Genomic DNA, 23,640 nt, shown 5'->3' with positions numbered 1-23,640 from the left:
AAAAGAAAAAGAGGCTTTAAATGATCTTTGAAAGGTCTTTGAAGACCCTTTGAGAACACCTTAAAAACTCTTTGAAAAAAATAAATTGGTACAAAACCTAGTGGCAAAATATACAAAACCTGCTGGCAAGCTACAGTGGCAAAATATACAAAAACCGCTGGCAAGCTACACTATAACTCCATACAAGAACGAATAAATACAAAATTCAATGGAGCGGGCGATGGGATTCGAACCCACGACCCCAACCTTGGCAAGGTTGTGCTCTACCCCTGAGCTACACCCGCTTACCGATTCGATATATGTCTTGTCTGTATGGCGTAGGCTTCTACGAATTGCAACAAAAAAATATCATTTTAGTTTGATTTATTTTGTCCATGTTTAAATAAAATGAAATAAAGATTGATTTTAGAAAATTCTTCAGTAATAGATTATTCCTTTTTTAATTTTTGCATGGAGAGGGGTGGAATATAATGTTGAAGAGAATAAATATATTAGGGATTATCATTGCAACTGTTTTTATGATGAACAGTGTTGCAAAGGCCGATGACCAAGTTAAACACGTTAAAGTTGCAATAACGCAAATTATGGTCCATCCTGCTGCGGATGCTGTTCGTAAAGGTGTGGAAGATGTGCTTGCAGCAAATGGTTATAAGCAAGGTGAAAATTTTCAACTTACCTTTTTATCAGCGCAGGGTAATATTTCAACAGCAACGCAAATTGCGCGTAAATTTGTTGGTGATAAACCCGATGTTATTGTAGCAATTACCACGCCTTCAGCACAAACGATGCTTGCGGCAACAAAAACAATTCCTATCGTCTTTGCAGCAATTTCTGATCCTATCGGAGCTAAAATCGTTTCTTCACTTACCAAACCTGGCGGTAATATGACGGGGAGTTCTGATCGTATAGATGTTGCAGAAAGTGTTAGACTTTTACAAGAAGTAAAACCAGATTTGAAAAAAATTGGTTATCTTTATAATGCTTCTGAGGCAAATTCTGTTTCGACACTTAAAACGTTAAAGGATGTAGCAAAAAAAGCTGGAATTGAAATTATTCCCTCATCGGCACCAAAGCCTTCAGATGTTCAGGCAGCAACACGCGCTTTAATCGGTAAGGTCGATATTATTTTTGTTCCTGCTGATAATACGATTTTATCTGTTTTAGAAGGTGCAATAAAGGTCTCAGAGGAAGCCAATATGCCTGTATTTACTGTTGATGCTAATACTATCGGGCGTGGGCCTTTTATGACGCAAGGTGTGAATTTCTATGATGTAGGGGTTGATGCTGGGAAATTGGTTGTGCGTATTCTAAAGGGTGAAAAGCCTGGTGATATTGATGTTGTGCAGGCGGCTAATAATGACATTCGAATTGATTTGAAAGCAGCCCAAAAAGCAGGGATTGTTATTCCGCAGGCAGTTATTGACCGTGCAACAAAAGTGATTCAATAACTTTTATTGATAGAGTGTTGATACAATAAAAATACGTTAAGTTTTCATGGGGATTGTCTTTACATGAATATATTTGCGTTTTCTGGTGCTGTGGAATTAGGCCTTATTTATGCGTTTGTTGCTATAGGGGTTTATCTTTCATTTCGGGTTTTAGATTTTCCTGATTTAACAGTTGATGGATCGTTTCTTCTTGGTTCCTGTGTCTGTGGTGTTTTGATTCTCTTGGGTTTCAATGCATGGACAGCTATGGCATGCGCTTTTTGTGCAGGTATGGTGGCTGGTTTATTAACAGCTCTATTGAATTTGCGTTTTGGCATTTTGAATCTTTTAGCTTCTATTTTAACAATGTCAGCACTCTATACGGTTAATCTTCGTATTATGGGAATTATGGGAGGGTCTAATGTTAATTTAGCACTTGCTGATACGGCGTTAACCCCCTTTTATAATCTGTTTGGTTTGTCTGATATTTTTGTGCGTCCTCTTTTCGTTGGTATTGTGTTGCTCGTTATGGCGTTTTTGATTTGGCGCTTTTTGGAAAGTGAAATTGGTCTTGCTATGCGTGCAATGGGCGCTAATCCACGCATGGCGACGGCGCAAGGTGTCCATACATCAGCATTGATATATTTTGGAATGGGGCTTTCCAATGCGTGTGTGGCACTTGGTGGTTCTCTTTATATTCAAACTGCGATTGCAACAGATATTACCGGTGGAATTGGAACAATTGTTTTTGGATTGGCAGCCGTGATTATCGGTGAAACTCTCTTTCGTACGCGCAATATTTTTTGGATTATAATCAGCTGTATTGTAGGGTCTGTGCTTTATCGTGTGGCGGTGCAATTTGCATTTGAAGCAAATGGCATTGGCATTGATACGTCGACAGATCTTCAGTTGATTACTTCGCTGTTGGTTGTTTTAACCCTTATTGTGCCACGCTATTGGAGGAGGCATAAACGTGATTGAGTTTTTTCATGTTGGGGTCACATTTAAACCGCAAACACCTTTGGAAAAACAGGCTTTAATTGATATTAACCTGAAAATTGATCAGGGTAGTTTTGTTACGGTTATTGGTTCAAATGGTGCTGGTAAATCAACTTTGCTCAGTGTTTTAGCGGGTGCTACGCTTCCTTCAACAGGGAAAGTGGTTATCAATGGGCAAAATGTTTCTAGGCAATCAGTCAGTGAACGCGCTGGAAAGATTGCTTGTGTTTTTCAAGATTCGTTAGAGGGAAGTTGTGGTTCTTTAACAATTGAAGAAAATTTGGCTCTTGCTGCTCTTCGAGGAAGTCGTCGTGGTTTGCGTGCGGCTTTAAATCATGAGAAACGGCAATTTTTTCGAGAGAAAATTGCTCAATTAGGCATTGGTCTTGAAGCATATATTCATAATCCTATGGATAGTTTATCAGGTGGGCAACGCCAAGCAGTTTGTCTTGTGATGGCAACATTAGCACATGCGGATGTTTTATTGCTTGATGAACATACCTCAGCGCTTGATCCTGGAATGGCTGATTTTGTGATGCGGTTGACTGAAAAAATCGTTGAAGAGAAAAAATTAACGACTATCATGGTGACTCATTCTATGCGTCAGGCTCTTGATTATGGCGATCGTACCTTGATGTTGCATGGTGGAAAAGTGATTTTGGATGTCTGTCATGAAGAGCGTAAGGGCTTGGATGTCAATGATTTAATTGGCATGTTTCAGAAAGTTCGCGGGGAAGTTCTTGATGATGATGAACTGTTAATGGATTAATAGTGTGGCTCAGAAAAAAGCACATGAAGTTGATCAGTTTCTAATGCGTTTTTCACGTGCTTTTCCTATTGTTCTCATTTATGGGCCAGATCGTGGTCTTATTTGTGAGCGTGCACAATGTTTTGCAAAACTTACACGGGTAGCAATAGAAGATCCATTTTCGACAATTCGTTTGGATGCTGCTGAAATTGATAAAGATCCTGCACGTTTAGAAAATGAAGCGCGTACGTTATCGCTTTTTGGGGGAGATCGTTTGATATGGATCTCTAATGCTGCTAACCAAAAAGGTTTTCTTGCTGCCTTAAAACTTTTAATTGAGAAACCACCAGAAGCTTGTTTTATTCTCATTGAGGCAGGGGATTTAAAAAAAGGAACAGGGTTGCGCAATGCTGTTGAAACAGCATCAAAAGCGATGGCTTTACCCTGTTTTGCCGATGATATGCGGTCTCTTGACGGTTTGATTGATGAGGTTTTAGGACAGTTTAAGAAGACTCTTTCTTTAGATGCACGTAGATGGTTGCATGAATGTTTAGGGGCGGATCGCCTTGTATCACGAGGTGAATTAGAAAAGCTTTGTCTTTACGCTGCAAATGTTCATATTACTCTTGAAGATGTGAAAGCTGTTGTAAGCGATGTCAGTGCTCTTTCTCAAGATGAAGTCATTGATGCTCTTTTATTGGGCGATATATCAGGCTTTGAAGCGCATTTTAACCGACATGCAGCAGTGCAGGGGGCACTTTTTTTAATTTTGAGTACAGCTCAAAGGCATTTTCAGCAATTACAGCTATTGCGTTATCAGGTAGAGGTTGAAGGAAATTCACCTTTTACGGTGGTTTCTCAGGCACGCCCTCCCATTTTTTTTCAACGGAAAAAGATCGTTGAACAAGCTTTAAAATATTGGAAGTTAGAACAAATTTCTTATGCAATGGAAAGAATTCAGAGTGCTGTTTTAGACAGTCGTAAAAATCCACTTTTGGGCGAAGCTATCATTCGTCAAGTTTTGTTAGGGCTTACAATTATTGCACGACGCCAGATGGCAGCTTAACAGCCTAGAAATATAATGATTTTTTATTTTTGGTATACCACAGAGGTATTTTCAGTAATTAAAACTGTTATGCTATCAAGTAGAGGTTGATGGAACTTGTATTTTTGAGGATGCATTTTAGGAGCTTGAAAGCTTGATAGAAATTTTTCTTCAAAAGAAATAGTTTATTTTCAAAAGGCCATTTTGAAACAGTTTTATTATTTTGTTGTATCGTAAAATACTGTTTTTAGGGTAGTGATACGAGGCCCATATCAAATTTTATGTGTTCGATGTTTTTTTGTGTGGGTATTTGGTGAATATTAGGTTGGTTCATAGAGTCTTAATGGAGTAACACCCCCATGTAAAACAGAGTATCTCAAACAACAGAAGACACTTGTATGGTAGATTCATACGCTTTCTTAGAAATATTTTTCAATGCGCGTCATATCTATTTCGCGGCGGTGTTTATGAATGGTGTAGAAGTAAAGTTCCTTGTGAAGAATATAAAACCCATAGAGCAACTCTATCTTTATGCTTAATAAAAGCGCAAGTCGACACTCATTATATACTTTGCTAGCCTCTAATGTTACTACAGTTTTTAGCATTAGAGAGCGTTTTTCATCATTTTTTCTCACATGTCTTCTTGTGACATGTAGCCAAGAGATTTTAATTGATAAGAGGGTTTGTGATGGAAGAATTTTACAGTATTCGAAGTTATGATTCAAATTGAAAAAAAGTATTATTTTTATAAATCAATGTATTATAGATTAATTGAATCATTTACAATAGTGAGCCAGAGGAATCTTTTAGACAAGAAAATGAATTGTTTGCAGATCGGTATGAATTAAGAATCTTCATGGGATGAGAAGAAAGTCAAAATAGATTATGATGAAAACCACAGCACCTATGGGGAAACTTTTATGTTTGATACAGAGATGATTATCTTAGCAATGAATGTGTCTCATAAACAGAGCTAGTCATTGTTTATTATTAATAATTTATTATTTTTCATATTAAATCAATCAGAACAATGTCTTTTGCACGTCATAAGTGGGGGGCGTGTAGATAAAAACTGTACAAGAAAGCACTAAAAATGCCTCTTATGAATGCTCTCAAATTCCAAGGTTTTTTGCAACATTGGGGGTAGGAAAATATAATGATAGTGTTTTATTTAAGTGTGAAGAGGGTCGTGCTTAATAGATTTATAGTTATAACATTTACGAACACTGTCGTGAGATAGGCTAGGGAGCGAGATGTCTTTTAAAACAAACCCATGAATTTGTAATCCAAATTTATTCTGTTGAGGGCGTTCTGTTTTACGTGAGGGGTGTGATTCCATTAAAGGGATATTCGGTGTTTTTTTTATCAAACTTTTTCTTTATTGAGAGGGCGTGTTTTTCTCATATTTATTTGATTTACGGTATCCGGAATCGGGAGAGGAAAATGTTTTTAATGGTATCTTTTGGTATGCGTTGTTTTACGGTGTTTTCAATATTCGCGAAACTTATGTTGATGTTGTAGGTGGAGGCGCAATACGTTTTATATAGGTCTAATGTACAAATTAATGAACGTATCGGGATAATTGGAGAAGAGTTAGTATCTGCTTACGCTTTTGATGTGTTTTTTTGTGAGTAAATTAGTAAGATAAAGTAAACTGATGGGATTTTATGTAGAGTCGTTGTTATCCTAATTGAGAGTGCATTTTATTTTGTTTCGGTGATGCGCTTTGATCAGTAATTAAGAGGGAGTTTTAGAGCGTGATGTTAGATTTCTCGTCATTTATTTTTTATGTGTTTTCTAGGTAAAGTGATCTGTTGTCAGCTTGCGCAGGTGATAATTGGTAAACTGCGTTATTCTTTATTCCCTAGTTGTCATTTTTTAATGTTTTACGCATAACTCTTGAACAAACAAACAAGAAAATTGTGATTTTACAATTAGTCTTTATTGCCATTTGCAAAGAATCTTTGAAGGTGAAAGATGCTCCATACTCAGTTTGAAAAAATAGCACTCATTGGGATCGGTCTGATTGGGTCTTCTTTAGCAAGAGTGATTAAAAAGAAAAATCTTGCGGCTCAGATTTCTATTGCAACACGTCGTCCAGAAACCCTGAAAAGAGCGCGAGAATTGGAGCTTGGGGACTTTTATACGACAGATAATGCAAAAGCTGTTGAAGGAGCAGATTTGGTTATTCTTTCTGTTCCTGTTGGGGCTAGTGCAGAAGTGGCAAAAACCATTCGTGATCATTTAAAACTTGGAGCGATTGTGAGTGATGTTGGTTCTACGAAAGCGTTGGTTATTGCGGAAATGGCACCTTTATTGCCAAAAACGGTTCATTTTATTCCAGGGCATCCAATTGCTGGAACGGAATATTCAGGACCGGATGCTGGTTTTGCTGATTTATTTATGAATCGTTGGTGTATTTTAACGCCTTTTGCGGATAGCGATGCTGCTGCTGTCGCACAATTAACAGCGTTTTGGGAAGCTTGTGGTGCGCGTGTCGAAAAGATGGAACCTAAGCATCATGATCTTGTTTTGGCTATTGTTTCACATTTACCCCATTTGATTGCGTATAATACTGTTGGGACAGCGAGTGATTTAGAAAAAGTAACAAATTCGGAAGTGATTGCTTATTCCGCTTCCGGTTTTCGTGATTTTACGCGTTTAGCATCTTCTGATCCCGTTATGTGGCGAGATATTTGTTTGCATAATAAGGATGCTATTTTAGAAATGTTGAGCCGTTTTAGTGAGGGGCTTGCTTTTTTAGAACGGGCAATTCATTTAGGAGATGGTGAGACACTGTTTAACTTTTTTACACGTACGCGTGCTGTACGCCGCAATATTATTGATGCTGGACAGGAAATTGATGCTCCTGATTTTGGGCGTCAGAATGTTTCTAAAAAAGGGTGAGTAAAAACAAGAGGTTTTTGTTTTGGTATAAAGTCGGGCTTGACCGTATTGATTATTGACCGTTATATTGCAACATTGCAAAATGTTTATTTGCAGAGTTTTGATGATTTTTATAAAACTTGAAATAGACTGAGGAAGAGTTTTACCAGAAAGTATTGAGTTTTGTTAAAAAATATCTTTTGGTATAGCTATCGTATTTTGTGTGACGCAGTAAGTCATTATTGGCGTGATAATGGGAGTGCTTTTGCAAGCCATGTTGCGCTATCGGGGCTTTTAGCATTTTTCCCTTTTTTTATTTTTGGAACATCTTTTGCTCGTTTTCTAGGTGCTTTTACTTATACACCGCAAAAAATTAAAGCACTGGTGCAGTTATTGCCTGATGTTATTGCAGAGCCTTTATCTCAGGAAATTGTTAATGTTTTAACCATTCATCGAGGAGGTGTGTTGACGCTTTCTGTCATTGGAGCGGCTTATTTTGCTTCTAATGGGATAGAGGCTTTGCGTACGGCTTTAAATAAAGCTTACCGTGTTACTGATCGACGGAGTTTGTTATTTTGTCGTTTTCAAAGTCTGTTTTTTGTAATCCTTGGAGCTGTTGGTCTTGTTGTGATTAGTTTTTTATTGATTCTGGCGCCTTTGTTGATCAAAATTATGCAAAATCATTCTTTTTTTATGACTGAATATATTGCTGTTATTCGTGTATGGCGTTATACAGTTGCAATCGTTATTTTGTTTATCAGTCTTTTGATTGTTCATAAATGGCTTCCAGCAGGGCGGCGGAAAATTATAGATATTTTACCAGGAATAGTGGTGACAATGTTTATATGGTTTATGGCTTCTATCGCTTTTGCGCAATATTTAACGATGTTTGATTATATTTCTACCTATGCAGGGTTGGCATCTATTATGGTTGCTATTATTTTTCTGTACATATTGAGTGCAATTTTTATTTTGGGAGGAGAAATAAACGCGGCGATAATGTTTTATCGCAAGGATTTGCAACATTCAGATAAATGAAAGAGCTTATTATTGCTTGAAAGCCAAGGTATGATTATCCCAATAAAGCCTGCTATCACTTTGTTGATTGATGCAGATGCTTGTCCTGTAAAAGATGAAGTTTATCGTGTGATGAATCGTTATCAGCTTAAGACATTTGTTGTGGCAAATCGTTCTTTGTCCCTTCCAGATGAAGCACTCATTGAAAGAGTGGTCGTTGCTGGTGAATTCAATGGTGCTGATGATTGGATCGTAGAACATGTGCATGAGGCAAGTATCGTTATTACCAGTGATATTCCTTTAGCAGCGCGGGTTGTGCAAGCTGGGGGTTTTTGTCTTTCGCCAACGGGGCGTATTTTTGATGTAAATTCAATTGGTCAGGCTTTGGCGATGCGCAATTTGATGGAAGATTTGCGTGGACAGGGCAGTATAATAGGTGGTCCCCGTCCTTTTTCTCGTAAAGACCGTTCTGCTTTTTTGTCAGCACTGGATCTTGTTATACAACGTTTAAAAAGACGCGGTTATTAAAGTTATAGGGCTTCTTTAATGACTGCTTTTATAAGTGCTTTGGCATCGTCATTGGCCCATGGAGCTGCACCATTGAAGGAAGCAATGAGATATCCCTCTTTATCAATGAGCAATGTAATGGGGAGTCCTAAAGCGAGCCCCTGTTTTCTAACATTGTTGAAAATATCCATTGTTTCATCGCGATAGTAAAGCAAATTATCTGAATGAATATTCTGTAAAAATTGCTGAATTTTTTCAGGAGAAGCAGTTTTATCGATATTTATAGCTATGACATCAAAGTTTTCTCCACCTAATTCACGTTTTAATTGCGCAAGTTCAGGCATTTCTGTGCGGCAAGGTGCACACCAAATAGCCCATAGATTGACCAGCATTGGTTTTCCGATAAATTCGCTGAGTGTGTGCTCTTTTCCTAGAATATCCTTGAAAGAGAGTTTATTCATATCTGAGGGCGTATCAGCAAATCGTATGTGGCTAAAAAAGCCTTTTGCTGCTTTTCGTATCGCCATCATTTTTTCTGCTCGTGCTTTATCAGTATTTATTTCTTGTGCTTGTGCTGCTGAAATGAAATTGAAAAGAAAAAACTCTCTTTTGGTATCGTAGTTTATGGTTGCGTATAAACTCAATGCAATGATAAAGAATGCAAGGGAAAGTTGCCTTTTTTTATTGTTTTTTTTGCTGATGAAAATTTGAAAAATCATAATTTTGTCCTTTGGATGGGTGTTTTCAGAATATGACAGATGAGAAGTTAAAGAACCAAATGTGGGGTGGTCGGTTTGCGGCAGGCCCTGCTGCAATTATGGAAGAAATTAATGCTTCTATTGATTTTGATCAAAAACTTTATCGACAAGATATTGAAGGTTCTCTTTCTCATGCAGCTATGTTAGCGCAAACGAAAATCATTTCACAATCAGATTATGAAAAAATTGTTCATGGTTTGAAACTTATTCGCCAAGAAATTGAAGACGGTAAATTTGTTTTTTCACGAAAGCTTGAAGATATTCATATGAATATTGAAGCGCGGCTGAGCGAATTGATAGGTCCTGTAGCTGGGCGTTTGCATACGGCGCGTTCACGCAATGATCAAGTTGCTGTTGATTTTCGCTTGTGGGTACGTGAAGCAACGCAAAAGATAGCACAAGCTTTAAAAGGATTGATAGAGCAATTACTTATTCGCGCAGAACAACATGTTGATACCTTTATGCCAGGCTTTACGCATTTACAATTGGCTCAACCCGTAACATTGAGTCATTATATGATGGCTTATGTTGAAATGTTTGGTCGAGATTTATCGCGGATGCGTGATGCTCTTGAGCGAATGAATGAATCGCCTTTAGGGGCGGCTGCTTTAGCGGGGACAGGCTTTCCAATTGACCGTTTTATGACAGCAAAAGCGCTAGGCTTTCGCGAACCTACACGCAATTCAATTGATAGTGTTTCAGATCGTGACTTTGCATTGGAATTTTTAAGCGCTGGCGCTCTTTGTGCAACACATCTTTCACGTTTAGCAGAAGAAATAATTCTTTGGTCAAGTGAACAGTTTTGTTTTATTCATTTATCAGATGCTTTTTCAACAGGGTCTTCCATTATGCCACAAAAGAGAAATCCTGATGCGGCAGAGTTAGTACGAGCGAAAGCAGGTCGATTGAATGGTGCACTTATGGGATTGTTAACGGTGATGAAAGGATTACCGCTTGCTTATTCAAAGGATATGCAAGAAGATAAGGAATATGTGTTTGATGGGGCTTTGAGTTTGGAATTATCACTAGCAGCAATGACAGGGATGATTGCTGATTTGAAAGTGAATAAAAAAGCCATGAAACAAGCAGCGGATTTAGGGTATGCAACAGCTACAGATTTTGCGGATTGGCTTGTACGCAATTTAGGGATTCCTTTTCGCGAAGCACATCACATCACAGGGTGTGCTGTGGCATTGGCAGAAAAAAACAGTGTCGCCTTCATGATTTATCATTAGATGAACTTCAAGCAATTTGTCCTGATATCAATGCGACACTTTTTGATGTTTTGACCGTTGAAAAATCTGTTGAAAGTCGTAAAAGCTTTGGGGGAACAGCGCCTTCAGAGGTTCTTCGGCAAATTGCGTATTGGAAAAAGCGTCTCGTGAGCGCTTGAGTGATTGTATTTTAAAGGTAACAAAGAGATCGAGATGAGGAAAGAGGACAGATGAAAATTATATTAAAGGGGTTGATAATTGTCCTTTTTGGGGGCTTGGGTATCGTTGGGTGTGGGCGTAAAGGGTCATTAGAGTTACCTCCTTCAACAGGAGTGAATTCTTCACAAGGAACTTTTGTTTCTCAAGGTAAAACAGATAAACCTTTTATTCTTGATCGGTTAATACAATAGGAATTTTTATGCGTTTTTTTCTTATCATCAGGGTGTGCTTCACGCTGAAGGTCTTTCTCTTTTGGAACTTGCGCGAGAAGTTGAAACACCTTTTTATTGTTATTCAGCTAGCGCAATCGTTGCACATTTTAAAGATTATCAGAATGCATTTCATGATATGCCGAGTTTAATTGCTTATGCGGTTAAAGCGAATTCCAATCAAGCAGTTTTACAACTTTTAGCTAACAATGGAGCGGGAGCTGATGTGGTCTCAGAAGGGGAATTACGGCGTGCACTTGCTGTTGGTATTCCTGCGCAGAATATTGTTTATTCTGGTGTTGGTAAAACAGTGAGAGAAATAGATTTTGCTCTTGCACAAGATATTTATTGTTTTAACGTTGAATCAGAGCCAGAACTTGAACAATTATCGGCGCGGGCTGCTGCGCTTTCAAAAACGGCTCGTATTTCTTTACGCATTAATCCTGATGTGGATGCTAAGACTCACAAGAAAATTACAACAGGTAAGTCTGAGAATAAATTTGGTATTCCACTGTCTTTGGCGGGTGATGTATATAAAAAAGCAGCTCAATTGCCTGGTCTTCATGTGTGTGGTGTTGATCTCCATATTGGCAGTCAAATTTGTGATTTAAAACCGTTTGAAGATGCATTTGTTATTGTTGCAGATTTTGTGCGTCAATTATGGAATAATGGTTATGCGATAACCCATATCGATATTGGGGGCGGGCTTGGTATTCCTTATGGTTATGAGAAGCATCCAGTACCTTCTCCTTTTGAGTATGCAGCACTGGTAAAGAAACATATTGCGCCTTTAGGGATCAATATTATCCTAGAACCTGGGCGTAGTATTGTTGGTGAAGCCGGTGTGTTGGTGACATCGGTTGTGTATTTAAAAAAGGCGGAAGGACGAAATTTTGTTATTGTTGATGCGGCGATGAATGATTTCATGCGTCCAACGCTTTATGATGCGTGGCAAAATGTAATGCCAGTGAAAAAAACACCAGTAGATGCCCCTCTGATTAATGCTGATATTGTTGGTCCTATTTGTGAAACTGGTGATTATTTAGGCTTGGAACGTTCTTTACCAGTGTTGAAAGCGGGTGATGTTTTGATGTTAACAGGAGCAGGGGCTTATGGCGCAGTGATGGCAAGCACTTATAATAGTCGACTTTTGGTGCCGGAAGTTTTGGTTCAGGATACACGTTATGCAGTCATTCGTCCACGCCTTGATTATGCACAATTGATAGGCTGTGATCATATTCCAGATTGGATTGAGCCCAAATTAGATTGAGCATTATTAAATATTTTGGGTCTTATTTTTACTAAACTTTGATGAAACAATTTATTTTCTAGAAATTGTTTTGTATGGGGTTTATGATCTTAATGCACCACGATAAAAGGGGATAAATGCTTGTTTATGAAAAATAAAAACATCAAAGGTTTTGCAATGAAGCTTTTGTGTGTGCGCATTTTGATGTGGGGGATCCTTTCATTTGAACGGATGTGGGTACGGTTGTTGCCATTTTTCCTCGTTCTTAGTCTCTTTTGTTCGTTTAGCTGGTTGGGACTTTTTGGTATTTTGGGCTATTGGTCACATTTGCTCTTACTTGGGGTTATACTTATTTGTGCTGGGGCGAGTTTATTTTTTCTTATTCGTTTTCGGTTTCCCACAATGCGGGAAGTAAATTGCCGCCTTGAACGCGTCAATGATCTTAGACACCAGCCTTTGAATATTCAGACAGATCGTTTATGTTCTGAAAATGATGAAGATTTTAGTGCTGTTATTTGGCGTGAACATCAACGCCGAATGGCAAAGCAATCATACTATTTAAAAACTGGATTTATCTCTCTTAATAGTGCGGATTATGATCCTTTGGCTTTGAGGGCTTTGTGTGCTCTTCTTTTTGTGTGCGCTTTTAGTTTTTCTTTTGGTTCACAAGGGGGGCGTTTGGCTGATGCCTTTGATTTTCGTCCTGTCGTTGATGAAAAACTCATACGGATTGATGCTTGGGTAACACCACCTGCTTATACCGGTGTGGCACCGATTTATTTGACAAAAGATGAGAAAACACAACTAGAAATCCCTGAAGGGAGTAATGTTGTTGTGCGTGTTGTCAATGGGGCTGGCATTACAGTAAAAGCAAAGTCTGTAGAAGATGGGAGGGAAGTTTCGTTTTCAGAGAAAACGGAACAAACAGCTTTGAATGATCCAATTGTTCATTTTGAAACACATTTAAAGCATCCAATAAATTTATTTGTATCATCACGTCGTAAAAAACAGCAATGGCATTTGCAGATAATTAAGGACAGGCTTCCAACAATTCATTGGTTGGAAAAACCAGGGAGGATTTTAACGGGATCATTGGAGTTACGATATGTGGTGGATGATGATTATGGTGTGACAAAGGCTTTTGTTGAAATAGAGCCTTTTCTTCCTCAGAATAAAAGTGCTTCTTCTCTTTATAATGCTCCGGAAATAGAACTTCTTCTTCCGCGTGGTGGAAAGGGGAAAATGCGAATGGTGCAGGATATATCAGCGCATCCATGGGCAGGTTCGCAAGTCAAAATTACTTTGGTGGCAGAAGATGGTGCGGGGCAGAAAGGGCGTAGCAAAACTTTTGTTATGATATTACCACAGCGTGTTTTTTCGAATCCTGTTGCACGCGCAGTGGTTGAATTGCGTCGTCTATTAGCTCTTGATGCTTCTGTGAAAGAGCGTGTATTGGATATGCTTTCTGCTTTGCTTGTGCGTCCAGAAAAGGGGTTGCAAAATGCATCGCATTTTATTGTTCTACAAAGTGCGTGGACAAGACTTTCTTTAGCACAAACAGACGAGCATTTGCGCGATGTGGTGGATTATTTATGGCAAATTGCTTTGGGTATTGAAGATAATCAGCTTGAATCCGTGCAAAAAAAGTTAAAACAAGCACAAGCTGCTTTACGTGATGCATTGCGTTACGGTGCTTCAGCGGCAGAAATTGAACGGCTTATGGCAGATTTACGTCAAGCTATGGATGAGTATATTCGTGCTTTGGCTGAAAAAGCACCGGATAGTCAAGTTTCTAAAAATTCTAAAAGCTCAAAAAGTCCTAATCTTTCTGAATCTACATTACAAGAAAAGCTAAATTTAATTGAGGAAATGGCTAAAACGGGCTCTTCTTTAGCAGCTGAACAACTCTTGGCGGAAGTTGAACAGACGCTTGATCATTTGCATGTGCAAAAAGGCAATCAAAATGAGGGAGAAAAAAGCCAATCTGCACAAATGAAAGAAAAGATGGACCAGCTTGGAGATTTAATGCGTCGTCAGCAAGAAATTCTCAATGAAACACATCAGTTAGAGATGGAACAAAAACGCGGAGAAAATGTACCGGAAACACAAAAAAAATCTTTAAAAAAACGTCCAGCTGAATTGCAATCTGAATTATCAACATTAGAAAAAGAATTATCAGAACAAGGACTTGAAACAGGGGGGGCGTTGAAAAGGGCAGAAGAAAAAATGAATTCTGCGGAAAATGCTCTTGATAATGGAAATCATCAGGTATCTATACAAAATCAGTCTGATGCTTTGGAATCTTTGAGGCAAGGTGCACAAAATGTTTTGAAAAAAATGCGCGAAACACTTAAAGAAACGGGAGATGATCAAAATGCTGATTTTGGTCCTAAAGATCCGTTAGGACGTCCACTTTCTTCAACAACAGATGAAGAACAAGAAGGCGAGGCACTACCACAAGAAAGTGATCAAATGCGTACGCGGCAGATTTTGGATGAAATTCGCAAACGTCTTGGTAAAGAGCATCTTTCAGAAGAAGAAAAAAACTATCTTGAAAGATTGCTTCATTTTAATTAACCAGTGTTGGCTTTTTTCTTAATTGATGTCAAAAACAGTATATGAAGAACCTCTATGGGGTTTATCTCCAAAAAAATGATTAAAGTGCTTGTAAGGCAATAATCATCCTATTGTACTGATTTTTTAATCATTTAAGTTTAAAATATGCAATATTGAAATGTTCGCTATTGCGGAAAAAAAGCAGAAGTCCATATAGGTTTGGTATATGAAAATCTGTAATGTTTGAAATTTGTTTCTACATGGTATGTTGAGTTGGATATCGTTACGCTGAAAGATTTTTATGCTTCTGCACTTGGACTGCGTGTGCAAAAAACGCTGTGTGACCAATTGAATTTATGGTGGCCTGATCTTACGGATAAACGGATTATGGGATTGGGTTATGCACTTCCTTATCTTTCTACATTGCGTGAACGTGCCCAACAATGTTTTGCTTTTATGCCAGCTTCTCAGGGTGTTTCGCCTTGGCCTTGTTCTGAGCAAGTTGCTACAGCGCTTGTTTTTGAAGAAGATTTGCCGCTTCCGGATGCGTCAGTTGACTGTATTTTATTGGTACATGCATTAGAATATACAGAAAATTCATTTGAAACGTTGAATGAAATATGGCGTGTTTTAGCACCCAATGGCCACTTGATCGTTATTGTACCTAATCGCTCTGGCTTTTGGGCGCGCAATATTACTACGCCCTTTGGTTATGGCGAACCCTATAGTCGGCAACAAATTACTCGTTTGTTCGAAAAAACAAATTTTGTTTCTGGACCAATACAAGAAATTGTACACTATATGCCCTCTACGGGGTATTTTTCGCGGTTGCTCTCATTTTTTTACGAGCCATTTGCTCGCTATCTTTTGCCTTATTTTGGTGGACTCTTAATGTGTCAGGCACAAAAACGTGTTTATCAGGGTTTGCTCGTACAGCGTCGTCAGTCGCGACGTATTTTTATTCCTGCTTTATCACCACAGACAAGAAATATTTTAATTTATAAAGATAATTAATCATTTTGTCATTGTCATAAGAATCGCAAATATAGAGGCATTCTCTTATTTCAATTTTTTGCATTTACAATTAAAAAATATTCTTTTGTACATTAATATGTGGAATTGGTATGTGAATAAAAATCTCAAGTATCTATATACCGAACCATATTTCATGAATAGTGGAAACATTTTAAAAGAAAAAAATGCTGGTATCTTCGTAAACGTAAAAATAGCAGAGTCCAAGAGATCTTACATAATATGGTTTATGGTGGTTAAAAACTGTACAAGGAAGGATTACAATGCTTCTTATAAACCATCTCAAGTATCAAGGGCTCCTCTGCAACATAGAGATCTAACATAAGTGTGTGATGGTGCTGGCTTGTTCTTTTATAAGCGTAAAGATGGTGATGCCCAGTGGCTTTATCGTTAGGATAAACATTTAGCGTTATATCATGAATTATATAACCTCTTAAGAGGAGATAAAGTCATAAAGAATGGAGGAAAACTATAAAGATAAAAAACATCTCTCAAGTTAGGTTAGTGAATGTGAGATAAAGCAGTGCGTGGAGCGGTTTTTCTGAAAAAAATAATCATAAATAGCACTCATCTAAAGATGATAGTTATGATCAAGAATGTTGCTAAAAGATATCACGATTATTTATATGCGAAACATATTAAAAACTTTAGAAAGAACAAAAGCATGTGAAACAGAAGTTACAAAGTATATCGTGAGGGTTGAAAGCATTTTTGTTTTTGGTTCTCATGTTGGAATATTTCGTTTTTTATTCATAATGTTATATATTTTGTCATAAGAGTAAGTTCTATGTAATAGCATTCGAATTATATGCGAAGGTTTTTTCATCTCGTTTCTGTTTTCATTTAGAATATTAAAATTATTTTTGAAACAGAAAATCTCGAATTAAAGATTTAAACGGTAACCATTTTGATCTGTTATGAGAATTTGCGCATTGGAGGGATCGTTTTCGATTTTTTGTCGCAAACGATAGATATGGGTTTCTAAAGTATGGGTGATAATATTTTCATTATATCCCCAAACTTGTTCTAACAATGTTTCACGGCTGACAATTTTATCATTGGCATGATAGAGACATTTAAGGATCGCTGCTTCTTTTTCTGTGAGACAGATTTTATTGTTGCATTGATCAAGAAGAAGTTTTTGTCTTAGTTTAAAAGTATAGGGACCAATATGAAAGGTTGCGTCTTCATTTTGTTCATATTGGCGCAACTGTGCTCGAATTCTCGCTAATAACACCGCAAAGCGAAAGGGTTTTGTTACATAATCATTGGCGCCTGTTTCAAGATCTAAAATATTATCACAGTCTGTATCATAATTTATTATCATGATAATGGGGGCACGAAATCCTTGGGTGCGTAATTGTTTAACGGCTTTGTAGCCATCAAGATCAGGAAGTTGAAATCCCAAAATAGTGAGATCAATATTTTCTTCTTGGATTATTCTCATTCCCGCTTCTGCTGTTTTTGCTTGGAAAATTTTAAACTCTTGATGCATTTGCAATTGTTCTACTAAAATAGGGCGTAGATCATCGTCTTCAACGATTAAAAGAGTATAGTGGTTCATGTTTTTCCTTATAGGCATGTTGATGCACTGATTGATATAGTTTCATGAAAAATAAGATTTCATGCAAGAAAAATTAAAAGAGGAAAATTAAAAAAGAGCGCTTCTAAAAAATAAACTTTTATAATTTCTAATGGTTGCTTGCTGAAAAGACGGTATTCCGTCTGCAGGGTATTTTACGTATTGGTTGGAAGCGTTTTTTTATGTTCTAGAACGTGTTTTAGCTATTGAGTGTCATCATCTTTACGCTTTATGGAGAAACAAGGTGTGGCACTATCATTCACTTTGCCAGCTCGTGGGTGTTGCGGACAGTCCTTGGCACTTGAGACGATTCATAGGAGGAATTTTTAGTCCTTTCTTTCACGGTTTTTTCCATATGGGACTTTCTCCGTTTAGAATGTGCAAGCAAATAGCCTTTGATTGATTCAATATAAACAGGTTGGGAATGAGAGAATCCTGCGGTATGAGGCGCACTCGTCCAACATGCAAAACAATGAACACGCAATATGATGCGTTTTTTAAGCGTGAAGAGAATTGTGCAACACCTAGCACATATGCACTGTTTAGGAGAATTTCACGATCATTTTTATTGTTTTTTATCCACGTTCAGTTTTGTTTTTTTGTTGCATTTGTGTGTGAAGGGGCTGTGTGTTATGTTCGTGGTGTTGCTTATTATAATTGTTGAGCAAGCTTTGCCTTTAGCAATGCCGAAAAGATGCATCATAAAGAGGTTTTTTGTGTAATTTGGAAGGAGACTGTATTGAGAAAGAGTGCAGGATAAAAAATGACAAAAAAAAATATCATATTTATGCATTTAGCATGAGAATACCTCAACAGAAGGAGGTGTTGTGCTTATTCTTCTGCGCTATGAAGCATCTTTTTATATGAGTTAATGAATAAAAATTATTGTTTTAAGATAAAAGCATTTCCCTCTTAAGGTTGCCCATCAAACAGACTTCTTTCCATTCATCTTCTGTCACGGGTTGCACTGATAAGCGGCTGGCTTTGACCAGCACCATATTTGCTAGTTTGGGATTAGCTTTAATTTGTTTTAATGAAACAGGTGTTGGCATGTCACAAAGTGCACGGATGTCCACACATTCCCAGCGTGGATCAGAGCTTGTAGAATCAGGGTGTGCTTCAGCACATATTTCTACAATTCCTACAATTTCTAAACCTTTATTTGAATGATAAAAAAAACCTTTATCACCATATTTCATAGTGCGCATATTATTACGAGCTTGATAATTGCGTACACCATCCCATTGTTCGCCATCAGCTCCTTTTTTCTTTTGCATCTCCCATGACCATTTATGGGGTTCAGATTTAAAAAGCCAATAAGCCATGAGTTCTCCTTTTTCATAGACTGTTATGTATTTATCATACGGATTTTTATAAGTATTTTCGTAATATCCTTAACGATAATTTTAAAAATGGGGTAAAGAATTTCTTATTTCAAAATAACTTGTATATAGAAAAATGCGCTCCATTGATATTTTATGTTGTATAAAGGTATTTTGCTTATCTTGTAGCAGAAAAATATATCAGTGTATCGAAGTAATAGACTTAAAATTGCTCAGCCATGTGGAAGCTTAATCATCTTTTCAGCTGCTGTTTGAAATGTAGTTACTATAGGATCATTGGAGCATTGCGTTGGAGAGAATTTAGCAAGAAAATTGGTTCTAAAAAGCTTTAAAATTACAATGACAATGAAACGAATAAATGATCAAAGATGATGAGGTCAACGAATGGCATTCATATCTATGCTTTGTGGGATAGAGTGCGTCTTATTATGCTGTAAAATACCGTCATTTGAAGTGTAATGATATAAGGCAGTTTTTTGAAACATGAAGTTTTTAAGAATGTGTGGTGAATATTTAGGTTTACGTATCGATCTTTGGGTTAAGTGAATTGTGTGAGTGGGAAGCAGGTGGAATCTGCTCGATAGAGAATTCGGACTATCTATAGACCGGATTGAGTAGAAATCTTCGTTCTTTAAGATGTGTGTAGGACGTCAATTTTATTATGCTTTTGTTCCACGGCGACCCATCCCAATCAAGGGGGGGGCTTTTTCATCTAATGGCCAGCGTGAGCGAGGGGCAATATCAAGAGGGCTTGTTTCTCCTCGTGCAAGCTTTTGTGCACCGGCAAAAGCAATCATTGCAGCATTATCGGTACACAAGGAAAGAGGAGGGGCTATAAATTCAAAGCCATGTTGATGGGCAAGTTCTTGTAATGTAGAGCGAATGGCTTGGTTTGCGGCAACACCGCCTGCGACAACCAAAGCAGGAGAACGCTTTTCTTGATCATGAGAGAGAGGATATTGGTGGGCAAAGTGTTGTAGAGCGAGGTGAACGCGATCACGTACTGTATCGGTTACGGCGGCTTGAAAACTTGCGGCAATGTCAGCAATATCATTTTCTGTAAGAGGAGCTATGGCTGTTGCGGCTTGTCGAACAGCAGTTTTGAGTCCTGAAAAAGAAAAATCTAATCGTTTTTCACCTTTTAAAGGACGTGGAAGAGGGATGCGATTTTTATCACCAAATAAAGCTGCTTTTTCAAGTGCTGGTCCACCAGGATAAGGAAGACCTAAAAGTTTTGCTGTTTTATCAAAGGCTTCTCCTAATGCATCATCAATAGTGGTTCCTAAACGTTGGTAGTTGCCTACTCCATGAACAATGATTGTTTGTGTATGACCCCCTGAAACTAAAAGTAATAAATAAGGAAAGCTGACGTTGTGCGTTAACACAGCTGTTAAAGCATGTCCCTCTAAGTGATTTACCGCAATAAATGGTTTGCCAGTGGCAAGAGAGAGTGCTTTTGCGCTCATAACGCCTACCAATAATCCTCCTATCAAACCAGGTCCACTGGTGGCTGCAATGCCATCAATATCTTTTAATTTTGTGTTTGCTTCTGTTAGTGCTTGCAGAATTAAATGATCAAGAACTTCAACATGGGCACGAGCAGCAATTTCAGGAACAACACCGCCGTAAGGTGCATGGTGATCAATTTGACTCCAAACAACATTGGAAAGAATTTGGCTGTTTGATTCATTGTTATATTCAATGACAGCTGCTGCCGTTTCATCACAACTTGTTTCTATTCCCAGCAGACGCATTTTAAACAAAACCTTATATTGAAGCTTCTTTCCTGCGTGCGTACCATGAACAGAAAAAGATGCAAAGTATTTCTCTTAGAATTGTTTTTTCTATGAAAAATATGTGTTTTGGCATTTTCTTTGAATTTTATGATATCGTTGATTAAAAAATAAAGCTGTATTTTCGAGTATAAAATGCAAATGTTTTTTAAAAACTTGTCTATTAAAGGCGATAATTGTAAATATTATTGAGAAAAGCTGCGTTTTTAAAACTTTTTTCATTTTATTATTTTATCATTAAAAAAAGTGTGCACGAAAAGTGACAGAGATGGTCGATTCTTCAAAACCAAAAGTTAAACCACATTATGCTGGTACGCGCCGTAAGAAACCAGTTATTGAACATGAAGCTGTTCCCCATGATTCAGAGGAAAAAATCCATAATTCTGTAGAATCTCAAGCGCGAGAAGAACAGAATATGCAAAGTCAGGATAAAAGTATCTCTAGTACAACTTGGCTTTTCTTGTCCCTTTCTGGGATTTTGGGGGGATTCATTGCTTTGGGAATTTTTATGGGGCTTCAATGGGCTGGTTTTTTTCCTTCTCCTTTTGTGGAAAATTCTGCTGGAGGAGAAAAAGCTTTGCAGATTGCTGAAGCCGCAAAAAGTCAAGGTGAAGACACAAAGGAACAATTGAGGCGGGTCTTTCAAGAAATTGATACGTTAAAAACAGAGTTTTCTTCTTTTTCATCACAACAGTTTAAAACAACGAAAAATGATGAACTATCGAAAGAAGAAAGCAAAAAAGCTTTTGCGATTTTAGAGGAAAAAGTAAAAGCTCTTGAAGAAATTGTACAAACTTTTGTTAGAAAGTCGAAAGAGATAGAGACGGCTTTGTCTGTTGGGCAGAGCAATGCAAATGATCTTGCTGCGTTAAAACAACAGTTAGAAGCACTACAGGAAGAAACTGCTGTTAAAAATAGTGAGAAAAAAGAAATAGATACCGCGCTCTTTACTGCAATTAGTTCATTAAAAAATGCTGTAGAGCGTGGTGGATCTTATAATAATGAATTAAAGCTGTTGCGGCAATTATCGCCTTCGATTAATGGACTTGATGTGTTGCAAAAAACAGCTACTGTGGGTCTTCCAAGTTCAGCACAACTTTCAGTTGATTTTGCTCATGTTGCTGATGCAATTGTTGGTACGCAAAATCTTGTTGCGTCAGATGCTGGTTTTTTTGACCGAATTTTAGCGTGGATAAAAGGGCTCATTGTTTCGCGACCGATTGGAAATGTTGAAGGGACAACGCTGGGGGCTATTGCGGCACGCATGGAAGTTGCCATTCAAGCTGGTGATTACGAAAAGGCTTTGAGCGAATGGCAATCATTGCCCCAAAGTGCAAAAGATGTTTCAATGGATTTTGTTAAGCAGCTTGAAAGACATATTGCTATTCAACAGTTGTTGCAGCAATTGTTATTGTCTGTGCAACAAGGATCTTTTAAAGCAACAAAGATGTAAATAGGCCCAAGATGATACGTGTTTTTATTTATATTTTTGTTGTTTGTATCCTCGGTTTAGCTTTCACGTGGGTTGCTAATCACAATGGTATTTTTGTTCTCACATTTTTGCATTTCAGATTTTCTGCTTCATTTCTTACAGTGTTAAGTGTGCTTATTTTATTTTTTGTAACGCTGGTGCTTTTATGGTGGTTATTGTCTTTCTTTTTTTCCATACCGAATGCTCTTTCCAATTATTTTTATAAACGCCATCAAAAGCGTGGTTACGAAGCTCTTTCAAAGGGGATTCTTGCAACTTTTGCTGGTGATAGTATGGTTGCGCAAAAAATGGAAGCACGTGTTGCTAAATATCTTGCAGGGAAACAAGAGCCATTGGTAAAACTCTTACAAGCGCAAACCTTGTCTTTACAAAATGACTCTGTTCGCGCCATCGGTCTTTATGAAGAGATGAGAAAGGAAGATCCGACAAAACTGGTTGGACTTTATGGTTTGTTTCGTGAAGCAATGAAGAGTAAAGCTTATGAGGCAGCGCAACAATATGCTGAAGAGGCACTGACTTTATCGCCAGCACTTTTATGGGCGCATCAGGCGGTGCTTGATCGGTTAAGTACTGAGGGTAAATGGGATAAGGCACTTACTATTTTTGAAAGAACGCAAAAAGCTCTCCCGCGTTCTATTCGCGCGATTCCAGAGCGGCAGCATATACAGGTTTTACTACTAAGTGGGCAGGCACTTTCTTTGTTTGATACACATCCTGTACAAGCACGTGAAGCTATTTTGAAAGCCCATAAATTGGCGCCTGATTTTGTTCCAATAATAGTTATTGCTGCTGATATTCTTTATAAATTAAACGAAACGCGTAAAGCGGATAAAATGATTATAGCGGCTTGGCAAAAGGAGCCTCATCCTGACTTGGGAGCGCTTTATCTTGAAAGAGAAGAAGGAGCCATTGGGCGATTGAAAAGGGCTAAGACACTTGCTTCTTATAATAAAGATGCATTTGAGTCGGCTTTCCTTATTGCTAAAGCAGCTTTGGATGCTGGTGAAACAGCATTAGCAAGAGAGAAGGCACAAAAAGCATTACAATGTCATCCACGGGAAAGTGTTTATTTATTGTTGGCAGATATTGAAGAGGCACAGGGAAACAATCAAGGTGCTGTGCGTCAATGGCTTTCTTTAGCACTTCGTGCTGAACGTGATCCAGTGTGGATGTGTGATGGGGCCATTTTTTCTTCTTGGTCAGTGGTTTCTCCAATCAGTGGACGTTTGGGCTGTTTTGAATGGAAGGCGCCTCCTTGTATGCCTTCTCTCACATTAGAGGCGGACAATATTGTGTCGAAAAGGCAAGACAAAGAGTATGTTATGGGAAAAAGTGATGATGTTGGAGATAAGAAGCTTGAAAAATTAACACCTATAGATGATTCTCTTTTGCATAATGTGCAGGTGGAGAAACAAGATATAAAAGAAAAAGATGTAAAAATGTTCAGTCAAACTCACTTAAATGTTGATGATCCAGGGGTTAAAACAGAAGAAGAAACATCTTTATCGAGGAAAAAATTTCGTTTATTTTAAATTGCACCAATGTGATAATACGAATGTTTTCT

At 37.9% G+C, this 23,640-nt stretch carries 17 protein-coding genes, 1 tRNA gene and 1 pseudogene; 14 read left to right on the top strand and 5 right to left on the bottom strand.

Annotation, left to right across the window (positions count from 1 at the left end; all coding sequences use genetic code 11):
• Positions 1-209: 209 nt before the first annotated feature.
• Positions 210-284, bottom strand: a tRNA-Gly gene (locus ACFIMM_RS03855).
• Between the two features lie 186 nt (positions 285-470).
• Between ACFIMM_RS03855 and ACFIMM_RS03850 the strand changes: the two genes are divergently transcribed.
• The 7 genes from ACFIMM_RS03850 (at position 471) to ACFIMM_RS03820 (ending at position 8,650) form a co-directional block, all read left to right on the top strand.
• Positions 471-1,448: an ABC transporter substrate-binding protein gene (locus ACFIMM_RS03850; RefSeq protein WP_273790096.1), complete on the top strand. Its 978-nt coding sequence runs from the start codon at positions 471-473 to the stop codon at positions 1,446-1,448.
• A gap of 63 nt (positions 1,449-1,511) precedes the next feature.
• Positions 1,512-2,408, top strand: coding sequence for an ABC transporter permease (locus ACFIMM_RS03845; RefSeq protein WP_375639923.1), 897 nt, complete (start codon positions 1,512-1,514; stop codon positions 2,406-2,408).
• Positions 2,401-3,195, top strand: a complete 795-nt coding sequence (locus ACFIMM_RS03840) for an ABC transporter ATP-binding protein (protein ID WP_375618340.1) — start codon at positions 2,401-2,403, stop codon at positions 3,193-3,195. The genes ACFIMM_RS03845 and ACFIMM_RS03840 overlap by 8 nt, the downstream gene beginning before the upstream one ends.
• Positions 3,196-3,199: 4 nt before the next feature.
• Positions 3,200-4,240, top strand: a complete 1,041-nt coding sequence (holA, locus tag ACFIMM_RS03835) for a DNA polymerase III subunit delta (protein ID WP_375648870.1) — start codon at positions 3,200-3,202, stop codon at positions 4,238-4,240.
• Positions 4,241-6,196: 1,956 nt separating this feature from the next.
• Entirely contained in the window at positions 6,197-7,126 is a 930-nt protein-coding gene (locus ACFIMM_RS03830; RefSeq protein WP_375612737.1) for a prephenate/arogenate dehydrogenase family protein, read from the top strand.
• Positions 7,127-7,288: 162 nt separating this feature from the next.
• Entirely contained in the window at positions 7,289-8,143 is an 855-nt protein-coding gene (locus ACFIMM_RS03825) for a YihY/virulence factor BrkB family protein (RefSeq protein WP_375612736.1), read from the top strand.
• Positions 8,144-8,173: 30 nt separating this feature from the next.
• Complete coding sequence (locus tag ACFIMM_RS03820; protein ID WP_375612882.1) at positions 8,174-8,650, top strand: YaiI/YqxD family protein; 477 nt, start codon at positions 8,174-8,176, stop codon at positions 8,648-8,650.
• A gap of 2 nt (positions 8,651-8,652) precedes the next feature.
• On the opposite strand, the gene ACFIMM_RS03815 is transcribed toward ACFIMM_RS03820, so the two are convergent.
• Positions 8,653-9,348 carry a TlpA disulfide reductase family protein gene (locus ACFIMM_RS03815; protein WP_375612735.1) on the bottom strand — a complete coding sequence of 232 codons (696 nt, stop codon included), beginning with the start codon at positions 9,346-9,348 and terminating at the stop codon, positions 8,653-8,655.
• 32 nt (positions 9,349-9,380) lie between these two features.
• Here ACFIMM_RS03815 and argH point away from each other — a divergent pair.
• The 5 genes and pseudogenes from argH to ACFIMM_RS03790 all read left to right on the top strand — a co-directional run bounded on the left by argH (position 9,381) and on the right by ACFIMM_RS03790 (position 15,848).
• Positions 9,381-10,780 (top strand): annotated as a pseudogene (gene argH / locus ACFIMM_RS03810) (argininosuccinate lyase).
• A 51-nt stretch (positions 10,781-10,831) separates the two neighbouring features.
• Positions 10,832-11,011 carry an LPS translocon maturation chaperone LptM gene (locus ACFIMM_RS03805; protein WP_375622099.1) on the top strand — a complete coding sequence of 60 codons (180 nt, stop codon included), beginning with the start codon at positions 10,832-10,834 and terminating at the stop codon, positions 11,009-11,011.
• 34 nt (positions 11,012-11,045) lie between these two features.
• Positions 11,046-12,299 (top strand): diaminopimelate decarboxylase, encoded by a 1,254-nt coding sequence (gene lysA / locus ACFIMM_RS03800; protein WP_375692628.1) that lies wholly within the window; start codon positions 11,046-11,048, stop codon positions 12,297-12,299.
• Between the two features lie 126 nt (positions 12,300-12,425).
• Complete coding sequence (locus ACFIMM_RS03795; protein WP_375692627.1) at positions 12,426-14,855, top strand: TIGR02302 family protein; 2,430 nt, start codon at positions 12,426-12,428, stop codon at positions 14,853-14,855.
• Positions 14,856-15,077: 222 nt separating this feature from the next.
• Complete coding sequence (locus ACFIMM_RS03790) at positions 15,078-15,848, top strand: class I SAM-dependent methyltransferase (RefSeq protein WP_375612730.1); 771 nt, start codon at positions 15,078-15,080, stop codon at positions 15,846-15,848.
• Between the two features lie 901 nt (positions 15,849-16,749).
• Here ACFIMM_RS03790 and ACFIMM_RS03785 read toward each other — a convergent pair.
• The 3 genes from ACFIMM_RS03785 to tsaD all read right to left on the bottom strand — a co-directional run bounded on the left by ACFIMM_RS03785 (position 16,750) and on the right by tsaD (position 20,545).
• Positions 16,750-17,430 carry a response regulator transcription factor gene (locus tag ACFIMM_RS03785; RefSeq protein ID WP_375612220.1) on the bottom strand — a complete coding sequence of 227 codons (681 nt, stop codon included), beginning with the start codon at positions 17,428-17,430 and terminating at the stop codon, positions 16,750-16,752.
• 908 nt (positions 17,431-18,338) lie between these two features.
• Positions 18,339-18,773, bottom strand: a complete 435-nt coding sequence (locus tag ACFIMM_RS03780) for an EVE domain-containing protein (protein WP_375612221.1) — start codon at positions 18,771-18,773, stop codon at positions 18,339-18,341.
• 677 nt (positions 18,774-19,450) lie between these two features.
• Positions 19,451-20,545, bottom strand: a complete 1,095-nt coding sequence (gene tsaD / locus ACFIMM_RS03775; protein ID WP_375668524.1) for a tRNA (adenosine(37)-N6)-threonylcarbamoyltransferase complex transferase subunit TsaD — start codon at positions 20,543-20,545, stop codon at positions 19,451-19,453.
• A gap of 307 nt (positions 20,546-20,852) precedes the next feature.
• On the opposite strand from tsaD, the gene ACFIMM_RS03770 reads away from it, so the two are divergent.
• Entirely contained in the window at positions 20,853-22,037 is a 1,185-nt protein-coding gene (locus ACFIMM_RS03770; RefSeq protein WP_375682786.1) for a COG4223 family protein, read from the top strand.
• 11 nt (positions 22,038-22,048) lie between these two features.
• Positions 22,049-23,608: a heme biosynthesis protein HemY gene (locus ACFIMM_RS03765; protein ID WP_375632428.1), complete on the top strand. Its 1,560-nt coding sequence runs from the start codon at positions 22,049-22,051 to the stop codon at positions 23,606-23,608.
• Positions 23,609-23,640: the final 32 nt, after the last annotated feature.

Origin of the sequence: Bartonella sp. AP258QHHD (genome assembly GCF_042196145.1) — a bacterium.
Classification (GTDB): Bacteria; Pseudomonadota; Alphaproteobacteria; order Rhizobiales; family Rhizobiaceae; genus Bartonella.
Note: the sequence above shows the minus strand (reverse complement) of the source record. Positions and strands in the feature narration are given on the sequence as shown.